The organism is Rickettsiella endosymbiont of Aleochara curtula (assembly GCF_964030935.1).
Taxonomy (GTDB): Bacteria; Pseudomonadota; Gammaproteobacteria; order Diplorickettsiales; family Diplorickettsiaceae; genus Aquirickettsiella.
In genome coordinates, this window is the sequence record NZ_OZ034990.1 from 1271843 (window position 1) to 1294728 (window position 22886).

The 22886-nt window shown below is 35.1% G+C and carries 21 protein-coding genes and 4 tRNA genes; 15 read left to right on the forward strand and 10 right to left on the reverse strand.

Annotated features, from left to right (window positions below):
* Positions 1-21 precede the first annotated feature (21 nt).
* The 8 genes from AAHF87_RS05650 (at position 22) to der (ending at position 7970) form a co-directional block, all read left to right on the forward strand.
* Positions 22-831 (forward strand): glycerophosphodiester phosphodiesterase, encoded by an 810-nt coding sequence (locus AAHF87_RS05650; RefSeq protein WP_342147544.1) that lies wholly within the window; start codon positions 22-24, stop codon positions 829-831.
* Between the two features lie 209 nt (positions 832-1040).
* Positions 1041-1475: a nucleoside-diphosphate kinase gene (gene ndk / locus AAHF87_RS05655; RefSeq protein WP_342147545.1), complete on the forward strand. Its 435-nt coding sequence runs from the start codon at positions 1041-1043 to the stop codon at positions 1473-1475.
* Positions 1475-2599 carry a 23S rRNA (adenine(2503)-C(2))-methyltransferase RlmN gene (gene rlmN, locus AAHF87_RS05660; RefSeq protein ID WP_342147546.1) on the forward strand — a complete coding sequence of 375 codons (1125 nt, stop codon included), beginning with the start codon at positions 1475-1477 and terminating at the stop codon, positions 2597-2599. The genes ndk and rlmN overlap by 1 nt, the downstream gene beginning before the upstream one ends.
* A gap of 149 nt (positions 2600-2748) precedes the next feature.
* Positions 2749-3540, forward strand: a complete 792-nt coding sequence (pilW, locus tag AAHF87_RS05665) for a type IV pilus biogenesis/stability protein PilW (protein ID WP_342147547.1) — start codon at positions 2749-2751, stop codon at positions 3538-3540.
* 2 nt (positions 3541-3542) lie between these two features.
* Positions 3543-4826: a histidine--tRNA ligase gene (gene hisS, locus AAHF87_RS05670; RefSeq protein WP_342147548.1), complete on the forward strand. Its 1284-nt coding sequence runs from the start codon at positions 3543-3545 to the stop codon at positions 4824-4826.
* Complete coding sequence (locus AAHF87_RS05675) at positions 4823-5452, forward strand: YfgM family protein (RefSeq protein WP_342147549.1); 630 nt, start codon at positions 4823-4825, stop codon at positions 5450-5452. Before hisS ends, AAHF87_RS05675 begins: the two co-directional genes overlap by 4 nt.
* A gap of 11 nt (positions 5453-5463) precedes the next feature.
* A complete protein-coding gene (gene bamB, locus AAHF87_RS05680; protein ID WP_342147550.1) occupies positions 5464-6621 on the forward strand; it encodes an outer membrane protein assembly factor BamB in 1158 nt (385 codons plus the stop codon).
* Positions 6618-7970 carry a ribosome biogenesis GTPase Der gene (gene der, locus AAHF87_RS05685; protein WP_342147551.1) on the forward strand — a complete coding sequence of 451 codons (1353 nt, stop codon included), beginning with the start codon at positions 6618-6620 and terminating at the stop codon, positions 7968-7970. The genes bamB and der overlap by 4 nt, the downstream gene beginning before the upstream one ends.
* Before the next feature lie 18 nt (positions 7971-7988).
* On the opposite strand, the gene AAHF87_RS05690 is transcribed toward der, so the two are convergent.
* Entirely contained in the window at positions 7989-8798 is an 810-nt protein-coding gene (locus AAHF87_RS05690; RefSeq protein ID WP_342147882.1) for a Dam family site-specific DNA-(adenine-N6)-methyltransferase, read from the reverse strand.
* Positions 8799-8974: 176 nt separating this feature from the next.
* Between AAHF87_RS05690 and AAHF87_RS05695 the strand changes: the two genes are divergently transcribed.
* Positions 8975-11260: a hypothetical protein gene (locus AAHF87_RS05695; protein WP_342147552.1), complete on the forward strand. Its 2286-nt coding sequence runs from the start codon at positions 8975-8977 to the stop codon at positions 11258-11260.
* Here AAHF87_RS05695 and AAHF87_RS05700 read toward each other — a convergent pair.
* From AAHF87_RS05700 to AAHF87_RS05710, 3 genes are all read right to left on the reverse strand, one after another.
* Entirely contained in the window at positions 11257-12039 is a 783-nt protein-coding gene (locus tag AAHF87_RS05700) for a class I SAM-dependent methyltransferase (RefSeq protein WP_342147553.1), read from the reverse strand. The genes AAHF87_RS05695 and AAHF87_RS05700 overlap by 4 nt on opposite strands.
* Entirely contained in the window at positions 12036-12557 is a 522-nt protein-coding gene (locus AAHF87_RS05705; RefSeq protein WP_342147554.1) for a class I SAM-dependent methyltransferase, read from the reverse strand. The genes AAHF87_RS05700 and AAHF87_RS05705 overlap by 4 nt, the downstream gene beginning before the upstream one ends.
* A gap of 129 nt (positions 12558-12686) precedes the next feature.
* Positions 12687-13745: a histidinol-phosphate transaminase gene (locus AAHF87_RS05710; RefSeq protein ID WP_342147555.1), complete on the reverse strand. Its 1059-nt coding sequence runs from the start codon at positions 13743-13745 to the stop codon at positions 12687-12689.
* Between the two features lie 55 nt (positions 13746-13800).
* Here AAHF87_RS05710 and AAHF87_RS05715 point away from each other — a divergent pair, with 55 nt between their 5' ends.
* Positions 13801-14583, forward strand: a complete 783-nt coding sequence (locus AAHF87_RS05715) for a type III pantothenate kinase (protein WP_342147556.1) — start codon at positions 13801-13803, stop codon at positions 14581-14583.
* A 140-nt stretch (positions 14584-14723) separates the two neighbouring features.
* Here the strand turns inward: AAHF87_RS05715 and AAHF87_RS05720 are convergent, their stop codons facing one another.
* Entirely contained in the window at positions 14724-15464 is a 741-nt protein-coding gene (locus tag AAHF87_RS05720) for a YdcF family protein (RefSeq protein WP_342147557.1), read from the reverse strand.
* 188 nt (positions 15465-15652) lie between these two features.
* On the opposite strand from AAHF87_RS05720, the gene AAHF87_RS05725 reads away from it, so the two are divergent.
* The 5 genes from AAHF87_RS05725 to AAHF87_RS05745 are packed head-to-tail and all read left to right on the forward strand — an operon-like array spanning position 15653 to position 21503.
* Positions 15653-17539 carry an IucA/IucC family protein gene (locus tag AAHF87_RS05725; RefSeq protein WP_342147558.1) on the forward strand — a complete coding sequence of 629 codons (1887 nt, stop codon included), beginning with the start codon at positions 15653-15655 and terminating at the stop codon, positions 17537-17539.
* A 1-nt stretch (position 17540) separates the two neighbouring features.
* Positions 17541-18725: an MFS transporter gene (locus AAHF87_RS05730; protein ID WP_342147559.1), complete on the forward strand. Its 1185-nt coding sequence runs from the start codon at positions 17541-17543 to the stop codon at positions 18723-18725.
* Positions 18726-18749: 24 nt separating this feature from the next.
* Positions 18750-20144 carry a hypothetical protein gene (locus AAHF87_RS05735; RefSeq protein WP_342147560.1) on the forward strand — a complete coding sequence of 465 codons (1395 nt, stop codon included), beginning with the start codon at positions 18750-18752 and terminating at the stop codon, positions 20142-20144.
* A 13-nt stretch (positions 20145-20157) separates the two neighbouring features.
* Positions 20158-20547 carry a GtrA family protein gene (locus AAHF87_RS05740; RefSeq protein WP_342147561.1) on the forward strand — a complete coding sequence of 130 codons (390 nt, stop codon included), beginning with the start codon at positions 20158-20160 and terminating at the stop codon, positions 20545-20547.
* Positions 20544-21503: a glycosyltransferase family 2 protein gene (locus tag AAHF87_RS05745; protein ID WP_342147562.1), complete on the forward strand. Its 960-nt coding sequence runs from the start codon at positions 20544-20546 to the stop codon at positions 21501-21503. The genes AAHF87_RS05740 and AAHF87_RS05745 overlap by 4 nt, the downstream gene beginning before the upstream one ends.
* Positions 21504-21508: 5 nt before the next feature.
* Here AAHF87_RS05745 and AAHF87_RS05750 read toward each other — a convergent pair whose 3' ends face one another.
* The 5 genes from AAHF87_RS05750 to AAHF87_RS05770 all read right to left on the reverse strand — a co-directional run bounded on the left by AAHF87_RS05750 (position 21509) and on the right by AAHF87_RS05770 (position 22577).
* Positions 21509-21664: a hypothetical protein gene (locus AAHF87_RS05750; protein WP_342147563.1), complete on the reverse strand. Its 156-nt coding sequence runs from the start codon at positions 21662-21664 to the stop codon at positions 21509-21511.
* Positions 21665-22016: 352 nt separating this feature from the next.
* Positions 22017-22092: transfer RNA gene (locus tag AAHF87_RS05755), tRNA-Lys, on the reverse strand.
* A gap of 5 nt (positions 22093-22097) precedes the next feature.
* Positions 22098-22173, reverse strand: a tRNA-His gene (locus AAHF87_RS05760).
* Positions 22174-22203: 30 nt separating this feature from the next.
* Positions 22204-22280, reverse strand: a tRNA-Arg gene (locus tag AAHF87_RS05765).
* Positions 22281-22500: 220 nt separating this feature from the next.
* Positions 22501-22577 (reverse strand) — tRNA-Pro (locus AAHF87_RS05770).
* Positions 22578-22886 lie beyond the last annotated feature (309 nt).

Consider the following 22886-nt stretch of genomic DNA (forward strand, 5'->3'; position numbering starts at 1 on the left):
ACTAAGTATTATGGGATTTGTATGTTTCCACTTTATCAGGTTAATGCAAAGCCGCTTGTTATTGCTCATCGTGGAGGAGCAGGGCTATGGCCTGAAAATACCTTATTTGCCTTACAAGAGGCGTCAAAACTAGGAGCTGATTTAAGTGAGATTGATATTCATATGACCAGAGATGGTGTTTTAGTCGCTATCCATGATGAGTCAATTGATCGTACAACGAATGCTAAAGGATTGGTGCAAGATTTTACATTGGCAGAACTGAAAAAATTAGACGCAGGATATCGTTGGACTAATGATGAAGGTCGTACTTTCCCTTTTCGGGGCCAAGGGATTAAAATTCCAAGCTTAAATGAAATCTTTGCTGCCTTTCCAAACCAAGTTATAAATATAGAAATAAAGCAGAATGACCCCCCTATTGTGGCTGCATTAAGAGAGCTAATAAATCAGCATAAGAAAATCAAACAAGTATTAGTATCCGCTTTCCATTCACGTACTATGAAAGTGGTTCGCAGACTTTGCCCTAACATTGCTACTGCGGGTACAGAAGCAGAGGTGGATCGCTTTTCAAAATTAAGCAAACTATTTTTAACGCGACTTTTTTTATTATCTGCTACCGCTTTAGAAGTTCCCTATGAGATGATAACTGGACATTTTGTAAAAGCTGCACATAAAAAAAATATTCGGGTTGATGCTTGGACTGTCAACGAAGTTGAAGATATGGAAAGGCTAATAGCTTTAGAAGTTGACGGCGTTATTACAGATTTTCCGGACAGGATGCTAGAGTTAGTTCGCAAGACTCAAGCTAGCTCAGACCTAAAAGAAGAGATTTGAAATAATCTTACTACCCTATTTTAAGAGGCAAGAATAGGAACATCAAGGGGATAGCTACTCCCCATAAGACGTCCTTTCGGCCTCAAAAAATACCTCTTCAGAGACCAAAGCCTTATAAAAGCCTATAGTGCCGGGATGTTAAACCTGTATAATACATTTTATCATTCTTAATAAGAAATAATTTGATAGAACAAAAGCTAGAGGCATTTATGACGATTCAAAAGACCCTTTCTATTATTAAACCTGATGCTGTTAAAAAAAATTGCATAGGAGATATTACTAAAAGATTCGAAAACTCCGGGTTAAAAATTATTGCAGCGAGAATGCAGAAATTGCGGAAAGATCAAGCTGAAAAATTTTATGCGATTCATAAAGATAGGCCTTTTTTTACTGAACTGGTTGAGTTTATGTGTTCAGGAGCTGTGATGATACAGGTTTTAGAGGGGCCTAATGCAATCCTGAAAAATCGTGAATTAATGGGCGCTACTGATCCTAAACAAGCGCTTCCAGGGACGATTCGTGCTGATTTTGCCGAAAGTGTAGGGAAAAATGCTGTTCACGGATCGGATAGTCTTGATACGGCTAAGGAAGAAATCGCTTTCTTTTTTACACCCGATCAATGTTTTGGCGAAGGTTCTAAATAATGGATATGCCCTTAGAGAATTTACTCGATTTGGACCGAGAAGGAATGCAACTCCTTTTTCAAAAATTAGGAGAAAAGCCCCGTTATAGGGCACAACAGGTTTTACAATGGATTCATCAAATAGGTATTGATGATATTGATCTGATGAGTAATTTAAGTAAATCATTGCGTTCAAAACTCAAGGCTATAGCACAAATCGTTTTGCCAGAAATTGTTTTTGAAAAGCAGTCTGATGATGGGACTAGAAAGTGGCTGTTGCGACTGAGCGATGGGAATTGTATTGAAACAGTTTTTATACCTGAGGTAAATAGAGGAACTTTGTGTGTTTCATCACAAGTAGGTTGTGCATTGAATTGCAGTTTTTGTTCGACCGCGCAACAAGGATTCAGTCGTAATTTAACTGTAGCAGAGATCATTGGGCAAGTATGGTTGGCAGTACGGAGTTTGTCAGATGGATCTTTACGTCATGACCATACTGTCAGTAATATTGTGATGATGGGTATGGGCGAGCCCTTATTAAACTTTGATAATGTCGTTAAAGCAATGAACCTAATGATGGATGATTTTGCCTATGGTTTTTCTAAGCGGCGTGTTACTTTAAGTACCTCTGGCATAGTTCCTGCATTGCGACGTTTATCTGAGGTAAGTGAAGTAGCTCTTGCGGTATCTTTACATGCGCCTAATGATGAGCTAAGAAATAGCTTAGTTCCTATTAATAAAAAATATCCTCTTTCTGAATTACTACCAGTATGTCGAAATTACTTTAAAGGAAATCATAGAAGACGTATTACCATGGAGTATGTCATGTTAGAAGGAATTAATGATCAACCCGAACATGCGCGACAGCTAATAAAAATTTTAGAAGGTATTCCAGTTAAAGTAAATTTAATCCCTTTTAATCCTTTTCCCAATACAATTTATCAGCGTTCTTCTCTTCCAGTGATTGAAAATTTTAAAAATATTTTAATGAAAGCGGGGCTTAACGCGATAACACGAAAAACCAGAGGGGAAGATATTGATGCAGCATGTGGCCAATTAGTTGGGCAAGTTCAAGATAAAAGCTATCGTAGCAAAGAACGTCAAAGAGTGATTCCTCTTTTACTTGAATCAGCTGCGGGAATTTGATGGAATTTAAAAATGTACTTATAGCAATGGATTTTTGGCAAGGCGCCGGAAGAATGAAGTAACCCGAATGTATCCAAGATACATCAGGATTTCAAGTTGAGCGGCAACACAGACAAAAATTCAAATGAGAAGAGTATGGGGGAGAGTAAATGATATCGATATTAAAGCCGTTCATCATCATTTTTTTTATAGTCATTCTTACGGCATGTAGTATTTTTTCTAAATCAAAAACACAGGTATCTGGTCCACAGGCGTCCGATGTTAATGTGCAATTAGGTTTAGCGTATTTACAAAATGGCGATGTACAACGTGCGCATCAAAAATTATTGCTTGCTGAACAACAATCTCCCGGATCCTTGCAAGCACAAGGTGCAATGGGTTACTTCCTAGAAAGCACAGGAAGTCTGCCTTCTGCGGATGCATACTATCGAAGGGCGACAGCGCTTAATCCAAAATCCGGTGCTGCACAAAATAACTATGGTACTTTTCTGTGTCGCCGGGGTCGTTATTCTGAAGCGGATCAGCATTTTTTACTGGCGTTACAAGATCCCACTTATCTTAATACGGCACAAGTCTATGAAAATGCTGGTTTATGTGCTATGCAGATACCTGATACTAAAAAAGCCATGGGTTATTTTACACAAGCAATTACTCAAGACCCTAAACGTGCGATGTCTTGGCTGGAATTAGGAAGGATTAGTTATCAAGCAAAAGATTACCAACAAGCTCAGCAATATTTAGAACATTATATGAAGCTTGTTAAAGAGCCTAGTGCCAATGCTTTATGGTTGGGTGCTGTTTTAGCTAGAGCTTTGGGGAATCAAACAGCAGCAGGTAGTTATACTTTAATGTTACAAACAAGATTTCCTCTCTCTGACGCCTATAAGGCATTAATACACACACCTAAAACCAAACAAAAAAGTAAACAACTCTACTATTAATTATGGCAGAAAAAATACAAGCAATACGTGGCATGAATGATATTCTGCCGATGGAAACTTTTACTTGGCAGAAAGTTGAAAATATTTTGCGTAAACTGGCTAAACAATATGGATATCAAGAAGTTCGTTTACCTATTCTTGAAAAAACAGAATTGTTTAAACGTTGTATCGGCAACGTAACTGATATTGTTGAAAAGGAGATGTACACCTTTATAGATCGTAATGGGGATAGCTTATCTTTAAGACCTGAAGGGACTGCCGGCTGTGTCCGGGCTGGTATAGAGCAAGGCTTACTTTACAATCAAATTCAACGCTGGTGGTATTTGGGCCCTATGTTTCGGCATGAAAGACCTCAAAAAGGTCGTTATAGACAGTTTCATCAATTTGGCGTGGAAGTGTTTGGCATAGCTCAACCTTATATCGATGCTGAATTAATTTTGATGTCAGCACGCCTTTGGGATGAATTAGGTTTAAAACATCAATTAAGTTTACAAATTAATTCATTAGGATCGTCAACAGCACGCAAGTCACACAAAGAGAGTTTAATTAATTATTTTACTGAACATCTAAAGTATTTAGATGAAGACTCTCAGCGGCGATTACAAACTAACCCATTACGTATCTTGGATAGTAAAAACCCCGGCATGCAGGAGTTGATTGAAAATGCACCAAAATTGCTTGATTACCTTGATACAGACTCTCAACAGGATTTTCGTATTTTACAAGAAATACTCACTAACGCAGATATTTGTTTCACCATAAATCCCCGTTTGGTTAGGGGCTTAGATTATTATAATAAAACAGTTTTTGAATGGGTTATTGCAGATGAGCAGCAAGCCGCGCAAAATACAGTTTGTGCAGGAGGTCGTTACGATAAGCTAGTAGAACAATTAGGTGGGCATGCAACCCCAGCTGTTGGTTTTGCGATAGGTTTAGAGCGCTTAATTCATTTATTACCTAAATTAAATTCCGCAACACCTCTCTCAGTTCCTGATATATATTTTATGACGATAGGTGACATTGCTATACAAAAGGGATTAATTTTTGCAGAATATTTGCGTACAGAGTTGCCAGTTATCAGTGTGATACTTGATGTGAGTGGAGATGGAATAAAATCTCAATTTAAACGTGCGGATAAAAGCGAAGCACGTTTTGCTTTAATATTAGGGGATGATGAAGTAAAGTCGGGCACTTTTGTTATTAAAAACTTAAGAAAAAAAAATCCTCAAGAAATCATACCCCAAGCTGAAATTGTCCAGAGAATTGCAGGAATGTTAAGTGTATGAATGAACTAATTGCACTAGAGCAAGCTGAATATGTAAAAAAATGGTGCCGAGAATATGGTTTTGGAATTTTAATAGGTGTCATTTTCGCTGTATTTATTAGTTGGGGCTGGAATTATTGGCGTCAAGCAAAAGAAAATAATCTGCTTATAGCATCCATACAATATGAACATTTATTAGCGTCAATAGCTACAAATGAAAATATTTCTATGGTAAATAGATTAGCAGATGGATTGTTGAAAAATTATCCTTACACCCCTTATGCTGCTTTAGCGGAGTTACAATTAGCAAAACTTGCGGTTAATCAAAATAATTTTACTGAGGCTGCGAATAAATTAGTTTGGATTATCGATCATGGTCATGATCAAGCCTTACAATCTATCGCACGTTTACGTTTAGCGAGAATTTTTTTAACTCAAAATCAAGCAAAAAAAGCATTAGATGTACTATCTAAAAATGAAGATAAAGCATATATTCCAATTTTTCTGGAAGAGAAAGGAGACATTCTTAATAATTTAGGCCATAAAAAACAGGCATTGCAAAGTTATTTAGCAGCTAAGCAAGCTTTGGGCAATATTATTGAGCAACCTCTGTTAGAAATGAAAATTAATAATCTGGCTTATCTTTGATGAGAAATCTAATGAATAAAATTTATGCGCTCAGTATTTTTGTTTGCTTGTTATTTTTAACGGCTTGTGCTGGTTTAGGTGAAGATAATACACCTATGCCAGCACCTTTGACTGCATATCCTTTCCAATTTCAACCGGTGTTACTATGGTCTGTAGCCACCGGCAGAGGGATGGGCGAGGACTATTTACGCTTAAGCCCTGTTATTCAAGAGGACCAAATTTTTGTGGCAAGTAAAGCCGGCCTTGTAACTACTTTGGAATTAGCGCATGGCCATAAATTATGGCAAAAAAATATTAAGCAAATTATAACGAGTGGACCAGCGGTTGGTGAAGGGAAAGTTATCGTTGTTACCAAGCAACCTCAAGTGATAGCTTTAGCGGCGGATACAGGAGATGTGTTATGGAGAGCACAATTACCCAATCAAGTTTTAGCTCCTCCCACAATTGGACAAGGTCAAATTATTTTTAAAACGGTAGATGGGCAAGTACTCGCATTAGAATTACAAACAGGTGAATTATTATGGTCTTATGAGCATGGTTCACCACTGTTAATCCTAAGACCAAGTAGTGCACCACAAATTATAGGCAATAAGGTTGTAATTGGTTTTTCTGATGGTAAATTAGCTGCGTTGAATCTAAGAAATGGTAGTTTATTGTGGGAGCGAAATATTGCGTTTCCACTAGGCGTGACTGCCGCTGATCAACTAATTGATATAGCGGCTGATCCGCTATTATCGTGCGATGTAATTTATGTAGTTACTTATAAAGGTCAACTCGCTGCGGTCTCTTTAAGATCCGGACAAATTTTATGGCAAAGAAATTTTTCAAGTTATTCAGGTCTTACTATAGGAAATAGTTTATATATAACAGATACGGAAGGAGGGGTCTGGGCTTTCGATCGTGCTACCGGTGAATTACTTTGGCAGCAACACTTGTTAAAACACCGAGGATTAACTGCGCCCGCTATTTTTGGAAATAGTTTAATTATAGGTGACCGAGAAGGTTATATTCATTGGCTTGCTCAATCTGATGGACATCCTTTAGCAAGAGATCTTGTACATGATAATGCCAGTATTATAGCTAATCCAATTGTGGATTATCCTATAGTATGTATCCTAACTAGAGAAGGTGGTTTATCTGCTTGGACTCATACGACTTTACCTGTATGACCCATTCTGCTTTGCCAAGTATTGTTCTCGTAGGCCGGCCCAATGTGGGAAAGTCGAGTTTATTTAATTGCTTGACTAAAACTCGGCATGCTTTAGTCGCGGATATTCCCGGTTTAACCCGAGATCGACTTTATGGCAAAGGGGCTGTGGGAGATCAACCCTATATTGTCGTAGATACCGGAGGGTTAACGGGTAGTAAAGAAAGAGATATTGCTTTCTTAATGGAACAGCAAACCCAACGTGCTATCACTGAAGCTGATCATGTTTTATTCTTGGTTAATGCAAGGGAAGGGCTATCAGCATTGGATCAGCAATTAGCACAACTTTTACGTCGACTAAATAAGAAAATTACATTGGTGATTAATAAAAGTGAAGGGTTAGATCCTGATTTATTACAAAGTGAGTTTTCGCTATTGGGTTTTGATCCGACATCATTTTCAATTATTTCTGCAATTCATGGTCAAGGTATTCAAGGATTAATGGAAAAAGTATTAAACAATTTTCCTAATATCCAGGCATCGCCTTCCGAAATCTCCGAGCATGCATTATCAAAAGAAGATGTTATTCCAAGAATAAAGGTATCTATTATAGGGAAACCCAATGCCGGTAAATCAACCTTATTAAATAGAATTTTAGGTGAAGAGCGAGCTATCGTTTTTGATCAACCGGGTACTACTCGTGATAGCATTGCAAATGATGTTGAATATCGGGGTAAGTTATATACATTCATTGATACTGCAGGCATTCGTCGAAAATCTAAAACAGTACAAGAGATAGAAAAATTTTCCGTAATTAAAAGTTTACAGGCTATTGAAGCAAGTAATGTTGTTCTACTAGTAATTGATGCTCAGGAAGGTATTAGTGAGCAAGATTTACATCTTTTAGGATTTATCCTTGAAAGTGGAAGAGCGCTTATCATAGCTGTAAACAAATGGGATGGCTTATCCAACGAACAAAGAGCGCAAGTTAAAAAAGATTTGGATCGACGTTTACAATTTGTACCCTTTGCTAAACTTATCTTTATTTCGGCTCTTCATGGGACGGGTGTTGGCAATTTATTTGCATTGATTCAACAGGCATATCGATCTGCAACACAAAGTTTATCGACGTCACGCTTAACTCGTTTATTAGAACAAGCGGTTAGTGCTCATCAGCCTCCATTGAGTCGTGGACGGACTGTTAAATTACGTTACGCTCATCCTGGCGGATATAATCCTCCAGTCATTCTTATCCATGGACAGCACGCTAGTTTCTTACCAGAATCTTATCGTCGATATCTTGAAAATTTTTACCGTAAGGCGCTGAAAATTATTGGCAGTCCCATTCGTATAGAGCTTAGAGATAAATGAATTAAAAATATCAAAAGGTTAGGAGAAAATTGCTAGAAGTTCTTTGGCTTTTTTCCGTTCTGATCCTTTACTACTAATATTTCGCTGTACTATGAATGAAACAATGGTTGCATCTTTATAAATATCGCGTGTAAATTCTGTATCGTGATTGGAAATTATCACCTGAATCCCTTTAGCAGCCAAGTTTTTAGCAGTGTTCGCCAAGCATATTTGTTGTGAATGGCTAAAACCCGCTGCTGTATAGTGCGTAAAATTTGCGGTTTTAGATAATCCAACATAGGGAGGATCGCAATATATTATATCTCCCTGCTTTACATGCTCTAGAGTGGTTAAAAAATCTCCATGGATAAATTCAGCTTTTCTAGCATGAATATAAAAATATTGCATTTCTTTCTCAGGGAAATAGGGAGTTTTATAGTAACTAAAAGGGGTATTAAATTCGCCTTTTTGATTAAAGCGTGCTAACCCATTGAAGCAATGTTTATTTAAGTATAATAATAATGCGGCCCTTTTGCGATATTCATTGCTATCATTAAATAAACGACGTAAACGATAGAACTCCTCTGCAGTATTATAATTTTCATGAAAAAATAATCGACAATAATCAATAAAAAACTGACCTTCTTGCTGCAGAAATTTATATAATCTGATCAAATCGAGATTGCTATCACCGAGTAGATAGGCAGAGTAAGAAGTGTTAAGAAAAACTGTCGCTGAACCTAAAAAAGGTTCTATTAAGCGATCGGTTTTAGGTAAATAGGCCTTAAGTTTATCAAGAATTCGGTGTTTATTTCCTGCCCATTTTAAAAAAGATTTCATATACAACAAAGTGTAAACGAAATCGACAATTAAAAAAAGTTTCAAATTTAATTATAAATGCTAAAAAAATTTTGTTTTTTTTAATTATAATAATTATATTTTTAATAAACTAATATATACTAAAGATAAAAAAATAATTATAAAACCTTATAATTGTAATCTACCAAATTCCCAAAGGAGCTCTTATGGACCCACAAGATTCCATTGTAAAAAAAGAATCTGCTCAGGAAAAAGGAGTAACATCTGAAGTTGGTGGGGAAAACTCTAGTAAAATAGTAAGAGAAGAAAGGAAAAGACGTTTATCAGGACCAGGCTCAGAGGGAGAAAAATCACTATTAAAAAAGAATCCAGTTTGGTTAGCTAGCCCCAAAGCACAAATTCCGGTTTTTAATAGTTGCCTTTGTTCTTTAGATGAAGTTGTTGCTACGCCTTCTTTCAATGTGGGTGTTATTGAAGGCGCTTGCGATAAAGATTTTAAGTTTTTTGATGTTATTAATGAAAGTAAATATGTGGCATTTATAGATGGGGCATTGGCAAGCCTCGGTTTTTTTGCAGTTTCGATAGGCATTTATGTTATTAAATACTGTAAATTGCGTGATATAGAGCGGAATAGTAATTATTTTTATTTTAGTCGCTTATTCAAAGCATGTGATGAGCAAAATATTAAAGATAAAATGGGTACAATCGCTCAGGATTGGCCAATTAACGGTGCTATTACTTACGAGTATTTACAAGCCGCAGCCTATTTTTATCCTCCAGATATATCCAAAATTGCGTGCTGGAGGCGTCGTTTTTTTGCTTCAGGAAAAGAGCGAGTACAACTTAAAGCTTTAAATGAATTTTTGAAAAAAAATTCAAAAGAAAAAATGCTCAGAAGATTGCATAAAAACATTACAGAAAAGGTATGTCTATTATTAAATAAGGAAGCAAATAAGGAAGCAAATAAGGAAGCAAATAAGGAAGCGGAACTAATTAATTTTCAAATTATTCGATGTAAAAAAAAATGGACTATTGGTTTAACAAATAATTATGCCAAAAAAATTTTTAATGATGTACAGCATTTAATCAATAATAATTCCGAAAATACGTTAGAGGAAAATAAGGATAAAAAAAATAGAAAATTTATACCATCTATTTTGGCGGCTTTAGGGCAAGCCAGTTTTATTTATTGGATTTTAATGTTTATTTTTTATTTTATCCCTATTGCTCCCGTTGTTACTGCTGCAATGATTTCGGTTATTCCATTGGGTATAGCCTTAATGGTTGCATTGCCCGCATTATTAATTTTTAAAATTAGAAATGCTCACCAGACATATAATAACAATAAAAATATGAATAAGGATGACATAGAAACTCAACATAAACGAATTATTGAAAAAAAAATAGTTGCTTTAAATAAACAGAATATCTTTTTAAAATTTTTGCAAAGTAAAGATGAAAGTTCGTCAGTAGAATTAAAAAATTCACCTTTAATGAAAGATTTACATTCTGTTGTTAAAAATCGTCGTTTTAGCAAATATCATGCCATATGTATGGGTTTTCTTGATGGTTGCTTTTTACCGTTATTTGCAGGTTGGTTGCTCTTAGATGGGGCTAAAGTCATCCTTACTTATTTGCTTTGTCCCGCGACAGTCGCATTTACTAGCTTTACGCCCATAGGTCTCTTAGCAACGGCTATTATTGCTGGAGTGACGCTTTTATTAGGTGTTAGTTATGGTGTTTATACGGCGTATAAGGCGAATATAGCCCATGAAGTTAGGTTCGATGAGTTACAAATAAAGATTAAAGTGTTAGTAGATGAAAGAGGTCATAAAAAAATATTACAAAAGGACTATGATCGGATACTACGTCGGTTTAGTGATGAACAACCGATCTGGACCAATTGTAAGAAAAAATTAAATCGGTTCGTTGTTGTTATCAAACGCTTAGGCACAGGAAGTTTGGTTTTTCGTCTCGTTATATGGGGACCTATTTCGGCGACAGTTGCAGCTTCTACAGCAGTAGTGCCAGCTTTTTTTCCGATTATATTAATTATAGGTACAGCGATAGGTGCATTTGTTTTAGCAGCTTGGTATTTATATGCTTATAACCTTGAAAGTAAGACTACACAAATAGAAAGAATAATGGAGTACTTTGTTCAAAGTGAACAATTAGCTGACATTGATGAAAGGTTGCCAAGTTCAACAGGTGTTGAGGGTTTAGATGTACAAACTTCAAACACTAAACAAATGGTAACATTAGAAAATTTGGCTAAATCTGAAAACGATCAGTTTATCAGCCCTGAATCTTCGGATAAGAAAGTTTCAACTCCTGTCGTCAGCACTAATGCTGATGCTAATACAACTCAGGCTGAAATTAATACACAAAGAAATAATAGTAATTCTAGTTGTGCGTTATTTAAAAATACTCAAGATATCGGAGCTAGAGATGAAAATATGGGTCGGGCGGGTTTGTTTAACGGCTGTGTTTAGCTGTTAAGGAAATGAGTTAAATATACATCTAATCGGTGCTGTTTGCCGAATATACTATGATGAGGTTTTATTTCTGCTAAATAAGGGGATAACCGCGGTCTTTTTACTACAACACGGTGTTTTGCACATGTGATTGCTAATTTTAATAAATTAGGCGCATCATTATCGTCACCCACAAGTCGTCGAAGAAAGCGCATTTCCTTCTTTACTAATGCAGATTTAGTAGAATGTGGGTACATTGGATCTAGATAAATAACTTCGGGATATGATTGCTTACAGGCAATTACTTGCTTTAAATAGGTAAGTGCTTCGGTTTTTATTAGTTTAACTGGCGGTAAAAATTTTGAGTGGCTTAAAGCACGTTTTAAAGCGTCTTCCAATAAAAGAAAAATGATCGTCGAACGTTCTAATAAGGTGATTGAGCAACCCAACTGGGCTAAGACCAAGCTATCGCATCCAAAACCAGCTGTTGCATCTAAAACTATAGGTTTAAAATTAGGTTTTAATCCAATTGCTTTAGCCAATAAATGCTTTTGATTTTGAATATAATGTAATCGATAAGCTAACTTTCCCTGAGTAAAATCGATTTTTAAAGAACCGAGTTCTTTTCTGACATCCTCAAGATATAAACCTGTCGAGCTTAAAGTTAAGATATAATCACAGCTTTCTCTTTCAAGGTAATCTATATATGGCAAGGAGTTTTTTTTTGCTAACTCCTGTGCAGTAGATAATAAAGAAATTTCACGGCAGCTTACTGCAATAGAAAAAGGAATATTCATTCGTGACGAAATACGTCAATACGAGCTGGAGGTAAATTTTGCCATACCCATAGTTGGTGGATTAATTTTAGCTTTGGTGAGGGGCATAAAGGTTTTCCCCATAAACTATAGGTATACTGAATATATAAACCTCCTTTTATTAAGACGTGATTAATCTCAGATCCAATTTTTTTTACAATTGCAGGTGATAAGCTGCGTAAAGGTAAACTAGAAACAATAGCTTGTATGGGGGCAGGGCTAGATTGATGAATTAATTTATGTAACTGACGGGCATCTCCTTGGATAATTCTTAATTCAGGAAAACGCTGTGTTAAATGATTAGAAAGTTTTGCTGATCGCTCGATAACAATAAGTTGATGAAAAAGGTTTTTTTGATCTACCAGCGCAGCTGTGATAGCTCCCGTTCCTGCTCCTAGCTCAATTACTAGCCCAGGTGGATTGGTGGATATTTGTTGCGCCAAACTGTAAGCAAGCCTTTTTGAGCTAGGAAATAATGCCCCAACCATACTAGGATGCATGACAGCTTCGTAAAGAAATAGGGTAAGCGCCCTCATTATTTTTGTCCGAAGTCTATTATTTTTAATTATCTAAGGCTATTTTAAATGAAAAATACCTATCAAGATAGCTTTAAGGAGCACTTGTTCTAACTAGAGACTCGATTTAATTAATATTTTTTCCAAGGTTTTTAAAAAGTATTGGTTTTGCATATCTGTTCCGATAGAAACGCGTAAAAACCTAGCTAAACTATAGTCATATAAGGGCCTTACGGATATGCCATATAACAAAAGCTGTTGATAGATGGGCCAGCTGGGCGACTTCAAATCTATACATAGAAAGTTAGCATATGAAGGTAATGCCTCTAAACCTAAATTTTGTAAGCCTTTGGAGAGTTGAAGATACCCTTGTCGATTCAATAAACGGGTTGAATTAACATGTTTTTGATCTTTGAGACTAGCTTCTGCTGCGGCTAATGCAACTGCGTTAACCCTGAAGGGTAAGGACCCAATATTTAACGAAGCAGCTATTTCTAGCCCGCTAATGGCATAGCCTAGTCTTAATCCTGCTAAACCATAAATTTTGGAAAAGGTTCTAAGAATGATTAAATTAGGAGACTGCTTCAGCAACTGGATGCTGTCGGGATAGTCGTCAGTTTCGACGTATTCAGCATAGGCCTCATCTATAACTACGAATATATTCTGGGGGAGGCGTCTCAATAGATAATGCAACTCCAACTTATTCATATAGTTGCCAGTAGGATTGTTAGGGTTAACAATGAAAACTGCTGTGGTCATAGGTTCAATCGCTTCTAGCAAGCTAACAGCTGAGAGATATGAATGTGAATTTTTGGCTATTTTAACTGCTATATTGGCTTTTTTTAAGATTTTCGAGATACCTGTAAAACAAAAGCTGGGGATAACAGCTGAATTTGACGGTCCTAAAGTATTTTTGACAATGAGTTCTAATAAACTTTCTGAGCCATTACCTAATGTAATATTTTCAGGAAGAATACTTAAATGTGCAGATAAAAATTTCTTTAAAGAAAATCCATCGTTATCGGGGTATCGGTGGCAATTAAGCATGGCCTGTTGACCCGCAGCTATTGCAAGGGGGCTTGCGCCTAAGGGGTTTTCATTTAGATCGAGTTTTATAATTTCAGCAGGTTTTTCTGCGTTAAAATTAGAATTTTTCTTTGAAGAGATTGTCATTGGGCAGGCATTTTAAGTATAGTGTGATTGATTATTTATACCTTTTGGGTCAATTATGTTGTTATGTTTGGATGTAGGCAATACACACATGCTATGTGGAGTATTCGCTAAAGAAAAACTTATTTTACGTTTTCGCTACGCGACCCCTCTACTAGGAACAGCCGATCAATTCGGAATTTTTTTAATAAATATACTCAAGCATAATAAACTGGAACCTTCGGAAATTAAAGCGATTGCTATCTCTTCCGTGGTTCCAAATTATGATTATACGTTGCGGCATAGTTTTTTCCAGTACTTTAAAAATGCTGATTATTTTGTGTTACAGCCTGGCGTCAAAACTGGTTTAAATATCCGTTGTAAAAATCCTAATGAAGTAGGTGCAGATAGGATTGCGAATGCCATAGGAGCAATAGCCACTTTTCCTGAACAAGCATTGATAGTCGTTGATATGGGGACGGCTACTACCTTATGTGCAATTACTCGGGATCGAAATTATTTGGGTGGCGCCATTTTGCCTGGATTAAGACTTTGTATGGAAGCGCTAAAAAATAATACCGCAAAATTGATGGCTGTGGATATAGAAACACCTAACAGTTATATGGGGAGGACAACCCGTGAAAGTATACAAAGTGGTCTTTATTATGGGCATTTAGGAGCGCTTAAAGAAATTATTTTAGGATTTAAAAAAGAAGTTTTTAATGGTGAAGTTGTTAAAGTCATCGGTACAGGTGGATTTGCGCAGCTTTATGAAGAAACTGGCCTATTCGATACGCTAATCTCAGATTTGGTTTTGCAAGGTTTGCGAAAAGCTTATGAATATACTCAAGCAGAAAAATAATTAGCTTGGCATACTCTCCCACTTGAATAAGTGGCCGACCAATCACAATCCTCATGTATCTTGCATGCATTCCCGCAGCTAACAACGCGGCTCATTAAAATCCAATTGCTATGAGTATAAATTTGATCTTTTAGCTAGAATTATTTTTTATTCCATCCCAAAAAATTATAAATATAAAAACGGATTATCCCTATATATTCGTGAATTGCAAAATCATTCATAGCAAAGTTGTAACCTAATGGGAATTTATAAATTGGGATAGTGATAAAATCTGAAGCGATAGGCTTAGGATGTATATTAAAAAAGGAAAAGTATAAAAGAGCACGTTTAAGAGCTAACCCAGAACTAACTAATAAAAGTTGTTTGTTATATTGTTTTTTTAAGAGAGAACTTGAAAACTTAGCGTTTTGATAAGTATTTTTACTTTCAGTCTCCAATCGAATATCTTTGGACTCAATTCCTAAAGATAATAAACTTTCTTGATAGGTCTCTGCTTCTGATTTCCCATTATTCAATGGGTCCCCGCCACTTATTAGAATATGACAGAGAGCATGAGTTTTTTTACAATCATAATAAAGCATTGCAGTTTGGGTAATTCTTGAAAATGCCAATATGCTGGGTTTTATTTTATTAGAACTCAAATCTCTACTAGTGCCTGCACCCAATAAAATAATGGTGTTAGTTTTCTCCCAGTTGATAGGAGTAGATAGACTATAAGGCATTTGTAAATTGTGTAATAAATAAGCAGGGAAAAAGCCGTCACCTATAGCAAGAAAACTTACAATTAAAATTGATCCAGTTATTAAGCTGGCTTTTTTATAATTGAATAGATTTAATAGAATACATATTAGTAATAAGATGAATATAAAAAATGTTGACATATTTAATTTTTACTTACTCAAGAAATAATTTAAAGCATATATTAAAAAGGAAAAAACAAAATAGTTCAATTGGAATTCTTGACTCAACTCTAAAACCATGAATAATAGCTACCTTAAATATATATCAATAGACATTTAGTAGTTAGATACTACTCAGATAATCTGATTTGGATTCTAAGGAAAGAATTATGCATGTGATAGACAGGATATCCGCTCAAGAAATAAACTTCAGTGAACAATACAAACTTTATTCAAATACCTTTAGTTTTTCAATCAATGAATGTATTTCCGAAGTCAATAAACATTCTCTAAAACAACTGTTACTAGCATTTTTGCGGGAAGGTATTTTACCCTACCATTACCAAAACGCTACAGTGATTTTTGATTTACAACGATCAAATTATTTTATGTATGTCACACGAGTAAAATTATTTTCTTTACTAAGATTCACTCAATTCGACAGCCTAATTTTGAAGCATAAAGCAACGTCCTTAAAACAAACTATAACTGATCCATTGAAATTGTTAGATATCGTCAAAAACGAACTAGAAAGTATTTTGAATATGGATCAGTGGTTAAAATTTTATAAAGAAATAGCTAATCATTTACAAAATGCATTACTTTCAACTTGGAAAAAATACAGTGTAAATAAATTGATTGATCGGAGTAAAAAAAACTCGCATCATCAACTGAATAATTTATTAAAATCATCGCAAAGAACCGATAATGGTTCTTTGCAATTTGAACAATCTGTATTTAGCGGACATCCTTACCATCCCTGTGCTAAAACCAAACTAGGCTTTACTATTGAGGATACTATTAATTATTCGCCCGAATTTCAATCTAAAGTAGGTATTTACATAGCAGCAGTACGAAAAAAATTTGTCCATATTGAATCTATGCAGCAAAATACGAATTTTACGGAATGGTTTAGTGAATGTTACCCAGTCGCATGGATAAGTTGGTTAGAGGAGTTGAAAAAAAATAATTTGGAAGCCAGGAATTATATTCCATTTCCGGTTCATCCCTGGCAAGTTTATTATTTTACATTTGTATCACCTTTATTTAAAGATTATATCGAAAATAAAATCATAGTTATTTTTGATAAAGCTAAAATTATAGCGAGTCCAACTTTATCATTTCGTACTCTTTTACCTATAGAGAATACTAATTCTCCTTATATTAAACTGCCCGTTGCGGTGCAAGCTACGAGTATCGTACGAACATTATCACCTATATCAACAAAAAATATGCCGAGAATTAGCAATATTCTAAAAAAAATTCTGGAAACAGAGGATTACTTTTCTAGGCGTTTAGGGTTATTACCCGAGTCTTACGGTTTGCATTTAAAGGAGTTAAATATAGATGAGGCAAAACATTTTACCGCTATTTTTCGTGAAAATATTACCAGTCATCTAGCTACGAATGAGGTAGCTATCGTCGTAGCTGCTTTTTTTGAAAAATCTTCGTTGAGTGAAACAAATTTATTTATCGAAATAATGCAGCTATCTGGTTGTTTAACTTATCAGGATGCATTAGGGTATTTTCTTCATTATACGGATTTGGTATTAGGTAGTTATTTGGATCTTTTTTTGCTGTATGGTATTGCTTTAGAAGGCCATCAGCAAAACACTTTAGCTATTCTTAGAGATGGAAAAATTAAAAGATTTATAGCTAGAGATTTTGATGGTATAGAAATTCATGGCGAAAGTCTGCAGTTGATGGGTATCGACTTAGATCTAACTGAAAACTCCCCCTATTTACAAAAAAATAAAGAAACAGTAAGAAATCAGCTTTTGTATACGGTATACCAGTTACACTTAGGTGAAATAGTACTGCTCTTAGCGAATTATTTCAATTGTGAAGAAAAGCCTTTTTGGAAAATTGTTAGAGAAGTGACAGAGCAAAGGTTTTATGCGTTAAAAAATCGAATGTGCCCAATTACTTGGAAAAAAGAATTTAATACGATCTTAAATTCTCATTGGCCAGTAAAAGCATTGCTTCGCATGCGCTTGGAAAAAAATTACTTACGAGATGGTTTATTTTCTCAGATAGTGAACCCATTAAGCACGTAGTATGAAGATTGGTGCACCAGATTCTGCCTGGTGTCAGCAGACACGTTATATAATTCTTAGCCAGCTAATAATTATTGCCATGCTTGATATGAGTGATCCTTATTGGCCATTAATTCTGTCTTCTTACCATTCTTTTGACGCTAAAACATTACAATATTGGACTGGAGCCATTTATATGGCTCCAATGCTGACCACTATTTTTACAACCTTGTTTTGGACGAAAATAGGTGAGAACATCGGATATAAAAAAATGATACTCCGAGCGGGGTTTGCATTGGCCATTACCCAATGGGCATTAATTTCTTTTAAAAATCCATGGTGGATTTTAGCGATTAGGTTATTACAAGGGGCCTTAGCAGGTTTTACGGCAGCTGCGCAAGCATGGTCATTAAAAATTTCCCCCATTAATGCACACAGTCGGATAGTTGGTCGTTTACAATCGGCTACAGCATTAGGTAGCATTGTGGGTCCTATCTGCGGTGGATTTTTAGCTAATTATTACGGATATTCATCTATTTTTGCGACTTCCGGGTTTATTTGTATAGTAGTTTCAATTTTATTAGCTAAGTTTCTAATTGAAAATCCAATTAACAAAGAAAATATAATAAACACCATAAAAAAAATAAAAAAAATTTATCCGGGTGAAAATTTTTTACTTTTTCTAATTTGCTTTACTCAAGCTGCACGATGGATGTCAACACCTTTTTTTTCTTTATATGTCGTCGAACAATTACATTCAGGTAACATAACAGTGGGAATCATTTATGCATTAATGGCGTTGATGATGTCCTTAACTACACCTAATCTTGGTCGATTCCTTGATAATAAGAAAGGGTATATGACTTGGGGAAAGCGGATTCTAGTCACCGCATTGTTAATGAGCGGCTTAGTCTACTGTGGCTTTGCTTTTGTTACTAAAGCTTATTTAGCGTTTGTACTAAGTTTATTTCTCGGTATAAGTCTGGGCGCTATTTCTTTAATACTTTTTACCTTTTTATTAAAAGGTATTAAAGATGAAAGACGCTCACAAATTGTGGGTTTGGGTAACACTTCATTAAAACTAGGTAATTTAGTGGGGATAATGATTGGTTCTGCAGTCCAAGCTGAAGGCCGCTTTATGATAAGTTTTATCTTTATCGGGGTTTTTTATTTTTTCTTAGCGGTTCTGTCTTGGCGCTATAATTAAAAATATTTAAGTTGGATATCGAATATGTCTGATAAGGATTTTTCAATTATTTTAAAATGCTTGCTTAGTTTAGCCATTGCAAGCTTCTTTCTGAGTTTATTTTTTCCATACATAGGAGAAGAAGCTACCTACACTATTTCCTCTTATGAAATGTGGTATCAACATCACTTTCTTTATCCAACTACTTATGGATTACCTTATTGGCGACCGCCACTTTTAAACTGGTTGATCATTTATTTTTCGAGCTTGATAGGCTGGGAGCATATGCTAATTGCTTCGCGTTTAGTTACAGCTTTAGCAACGATTGCTACAAGTTTTATGTTAATGTGGCTGGCAAATCGCTTATTTAAAACGCTTCATTTTGGACTATTTGCTGCATTAGTGTACCTTACTAGCGATGCCTTGTTTTATCATGGCTGGCTTGCTTACTCGGATCCTTTATTTGCTTTTTTTGTAGTAAGTGCAATTTCCTTTTTATGGGTAGCAAATTTAGAGCAGCGATATGCTTTTGTCTGGCTATCTGTAATTGCCTTAATTGCTGCTTTTATGACCAAAGCATTAACAGCCTATGTATTTTATATAGTTTCGTTTATTTTCATTATTTATTATGACGAAAAAAATCAAAATTTTCTGTTGAGGCCTCTAAATTTATTGCCTTATACGTTTTCCATTTTTTATTATTTTTTTTGGAATATTGCTTCGCATAAAATAACCGAAATAGGTATGTGGACTGATATTTTAAGTAAGTTTCATACTATTAACTGGCGCTGTTATATTCAACAGGTGGTAATTTTCCCATTCGAGATGTTATGTCGTTTTTTACCGGCATCGGGACTTCTAATTTATTATTTTGTTAAAAGAAAATTTGAAAAAATAACGTTTAATCTCTATCCAATGAAAATTCTTTTAGGGATAACTTTAGTTAATTTTATTCCTTATTGGTTGGTACCACACACGAGTATCCGATATATACTACCATTATATCCATTTATTGCTTTATTATTGGCAATATGGCTTTGGCATTTGCCTAAAAGGCAACTAAAGGCAATTATATGTTGGTTAGCACTAGCAATTTTAGTCAAGTATATTGCATTAGCGCTCATGTATTATTATCAGCTTCATTATAGAGGAGATTATGCCGTCGCTGCTAAGCAAATTATACTAAAAACAAAAAGGTTTCCAGTGTATACAAACGATTCCGTGGCTACAGGATTAAGTGTCATTGCTGAAATCGATAGGTTAATTTATCCTAGCCCTCCTTTACGCGATACTCGTTTTGCCAAGGAAAAAAATTATTTTGTAATTAATGATAAAATTGACCCTAAATTGGGGAGATTGTGTAAGCATATTAAGTTAGGTCAACAGGGGACAACTATTTATTTATTATGTCAAGGAAAAGCGTGTTCTTATTCTCACTAGCCACTACTACTTTATGAAAACTATCACAAAACAATTTTCTCGTTTTTTTATAGTAGGCGCCCTATCAGCATTGATTCAGTTTTCAATTTTGATAAGTTTTGTTGAATTTCTTTTTATAAAACCTATTTGGGCTTCTACTGTTGGTTATATTGCTGGAGCGTTGATTAATTATACGTTAAATCATTACTTTACTTTTAAAAGTAGTTTATCGCATAAAAAATCTTTGGTAAGATTTACATTGAATTCCGTATTTGGTCTTTTTCTTAATTTCTCATTGATGAAAATCTCTCTAATTTATTATTCTTATATAATAAGTCAAATTTTAGCATCAGGTATTATTTTATTCTGGAATTTCTTGATACATCGATATTGGACCTTCGGTCCTAACAAACATTCTGTATGAAAGAAAATATCTTTTTACCTATATTTTTAACTGTGATTATTCCCGTTTATAATGAGCATGAAGTTTTAAAAAATTTTCATTCGCGTCTTATTACAGCTTTAAAATCTATTCCTCAACCTATCGAAATCTTATATGTGGATGATGGAAGTAAGGATGGTTCTGATAAAATTATTATTGAATTGAAAAAGTATGATCCACGTATTTCATATTTGGCCTTAAGTCGAAATTTTGGTAAAGAAGTTGCTTTAACTGCCGGTTTAAATTATGCACAAGGTGAATTTGTTATAATTATTGACGCAGATTTACAACATCCTCCTGAATTAATTCCAAAATTTATTCAAATTGCTAAACAAGGATATGACATCGTTTATGCTAGACCTATGAATCGTCAGATCGAGTCATGGATCAAAAGAAACTTAACTCATATTTTTTATAACATTATCAATTCAGTAGCAAAAATTCAGATTCCTAGTCATGCGAGTGATTTCCGTCTACTAAGTAGGCGTGCGGTTGATGCGGTAAAAAAAATTAATGAACAGCATCGTTTTATGAAAGGTTTATTTGCATGGATAGGTTATCCACAAAAAAGCATTGATTACAAAATGGATGAGCGTTTTGCGGGGAAAACTAAATGGAGCTATTTTGAACTATGGAATTTTGCTATAGAAGGAATAACTTCTTTTACTATCATGCCACTTAAATTGGCCAGTTATTTGGGCTTAATCACCGCTTTCATTGCATTTATTTATGGGATTGTCATCATTAGTAAAACTCTATTGTTTGGCGATCCTGCTAGAGGCTATCCTTCTTTAATGGTGGTTATTTTATTCTTAGGTAGCATACAACTATTTACCTTAGGTATCATTGGCGAATATCTGGGAAGAACCTTTAATGAGGCGAAAAACAGGCCGCTCTATTTCATAAAGAATTACTTCCCAAATAATCTCGATATTTGAAGTAGTTATTTGTTTTTTTTAGTTTTATTGGTTTTTTTTCGAGTCATGCTATAAGCAATAGCAACGGCTTGCTTCTGAGGCTTACCCGCTTTAATTTCTTGTTTCACATTAGCTGAAAATCCTTTAGAAGTTTTAGCGGCTTTTCCTTTAACAAGAGACATCTCGATCTCCTAGATAAAATTCAATGCATTTTTCAGTTTAGTGAATAAAAATTTTGAAGCAAGTTAAAAAAGGTTTAAGCCTCTGTAATTAGAGGAAAATCTTAGAGATGATCTTTGATTTGTAGGTTCACGTTTTTGGTCGTAGGAAGAGGAAATTTTAAAAGTGTGTTTTTATGTTATTCTAATAAAAATAGGAGCAGACGCGATTTTAGTAACACTTTCCGGATTAGTTATTGTTATATTTGCTACTATAGCTGATCTTTATAATTCAAACTATTCAAAGATGAATGGTGCTTAATAGAAAATAAAAATCATTTATCAATGCGAGAAGAATTAAGCTAATTGATTTTACTGGTGGGCCGTGATGGGATCGAACCATCGACCAATAGATTAAGAGTCTACTGCTCTACCAGCTGAGCTAACGGCCCAAAAATGGGGTGAACGATGGGGATCGAACCCACGACAACCGGAATCACAATCCGGGGCTCTACCAACTGAGCTACGTCCACCATAAGACATCAAGAGGTATTAGGAAAATTTGGTGCGCCTGGCAGGACTCGAACCTGCTACCCTCGGCTTAGAAGGCCGATGCTCTATCCAGATGAGCTACAGGCGCTTTCCTGAAAAATTATCATCTTATAAAAATTTAAATAACAGGGCTAGGTTCCTAAAGTTTAAAGCTATTATCTATAGTGTGTTGATTTAATTTATTGTATTTTCTAATGCTAGCAATGCTAAAAATAGTACAAATATATCTTGCTGTACCTAATTAATTATCTTGATATGATAAATTTACTATTTTTTATGCTTAAAAATTAAGCATAAATACAAAAATTTGGTCGGGGTAGAGGGATTCGAACCCCCGACATCCTGCTCCCAAAGCAGGCGCGCTACCAGACTGCGCTATACCCCGTATCCCACCAAACTTATGTTAAGCGTTGGCATAATAAGCCACTCTATGAGCAAAAAACTTGTGCCAACTGCGGGTAAGGATAATACCTGCGCAATCAATTAATATCAACTGGTCTATTCATTACAGCTAAGTCTTGCATCCTATAATTTCGATGTCTAAGTATTCGTTTTTTTATTTTCCACTTAATTTTATACCCTGACTAGAAATTTTTATCAGAACTTAGAAAAAAAGGGGTATAAAAGCAAGCGTTTTTCGTATGTTATACTGGTAAAATTTTTTATCTGAGGCATCTACTTGGCCTCATTGAGA

Bases quoted from the DNA above. Each gene is read 5' to 3' on its own strand.
- ndk (WP_342147545.1), top strand. From the start codon at position 1,041: ATGACGATTCAAAAGACCCTTTCTATTATTAAACCTGATGCTGTTAAA.
- AAHF87_RS05700 (WP_342147553.1), bottom strand. From the start codon at position 12,039: ATGAATATTCCTTTTTCTATTGCAGTAAGCTGCCGTGAAATTTCTTTA.
- AAHF87_RS05740 (WP_342147561.1), top strand. From the start codon at position 20,158: ATGAAAACTATCACAAAACAATTTTCTCGTTTTTTTATAGTAGGCGCC.
- AAHF87_RS05710 (WP_342147555.1), bottom strand. From the start codon at position 13,745: ATGACAATCTCTTCAAAGAAAAATTCTAATTTTAACGCAGAAAAACCT.
- AAHF87_RS05650 (WP_342147544.1), top strand. From the start codon at position 22: ATGTTTCCACTTTATCAGGTTAATGCAAAGCCGCTTGTTATTGCTCAT.
- AAHF87_RS05675 (WP_342147549.1), top strand. From the start codon at position 4,823: ATGAATGAACTAATTGCACTAGAGCAAGCTGAATATGTAAAAAAATGG.
- AAHF87_RS05715 (WP_342147556.1), top strand. From the start codon at position 13,801: ATGTTGTTATGTTTGGATGTAGGCAATACACACATGCTATGTGGAGTA.
- der (WP_342147551.1), top strand. From the start codon at position 6,618: ATGACCCATTCTGCTTTGCCAAGTATTGTTCTCGTAGGCCGGCCCAAT.
- AAHF87_RS05730 (WP_342147559.1), top strand. From the start codon at position 17,541: ATGAAGATTGGTGCACCAGATTCTGCCTGGTGTCAGCAGACACGTTAT.
- hisS (WP_342147548.1), top strand. From the start codon at position 3,543: ATGGCAGAAAAAATACAAGCAATACGTGGCATGAATGATATTCTGCCG.
- AAHF87_RS05725 (WP_342147558.1), top strand. From the start codon at position 15,653: ATGCATGTGATAGACAGGATATCCGCTCAAGAAATAAACTTCAGTGAA.
- pilW (WP_342147547.1), top strand. From the start codon at position 2,749: ATGATATCGATATTAAAGCCGTTCATCATCATTTTTTTTATAGTCATT.
- AAHF87_RS05750 (WP_342147563.1), bottom strand. From the start codon at position 21,664: ATGTCTCTTGTTAAAGGAAAAGCCGCTAAAACTTCTAAAGGATTTTCA.
- rlmN (WP_342147546.1), top strand. From the start codon at position 1,475: ATGGATATGCCCTTAGAGAATTTACTCGATTTGGACCGAGAAGGAATG.
- AAHF87_RS05735 (WP_342147560.1), top strand. From the start codon at position 18,750: ATGTCTGATAAGGATTTTTCAATTATTTTAAAATGCTTGCTTAGTTTA.
- AAHF87_RS05705 (WP_342147554.1), bottom strand. From the start codon at position 12,557: ATGCATCCTAGTATGGTTGGGGCATTATTTCCTAGCTCAAAAAGGCTT.
- AAHF87_RS05720 (WP_342147557.1), bottom strand. From the start codon at position 15,464: ATGTCAACATTTTTTATATTCATCTTATTACTAATATGTATTCTATTA.
- AAHF87_RS05745 (WP_342147562.1), top strand. From the start codon at position 20,544: ATGAAAGAAAATATCTTTTTACCTATATTTTTAACTGTGATTATTCCC.
- AAHF87_RS05695 (WP_342147552.1), top strand. From the start codon at position 8,975: ATGGACCCACAAGATTCCATTGTAAAAAAAGAATCTGCTCAGGAAAAA.
- bamB (WP_342147550.1), top strand. From the start codon at position 5,464: ATGAATAAAATTTATGCGCTCAGTATTTTTGTTTGCTTGTTATTTTTA.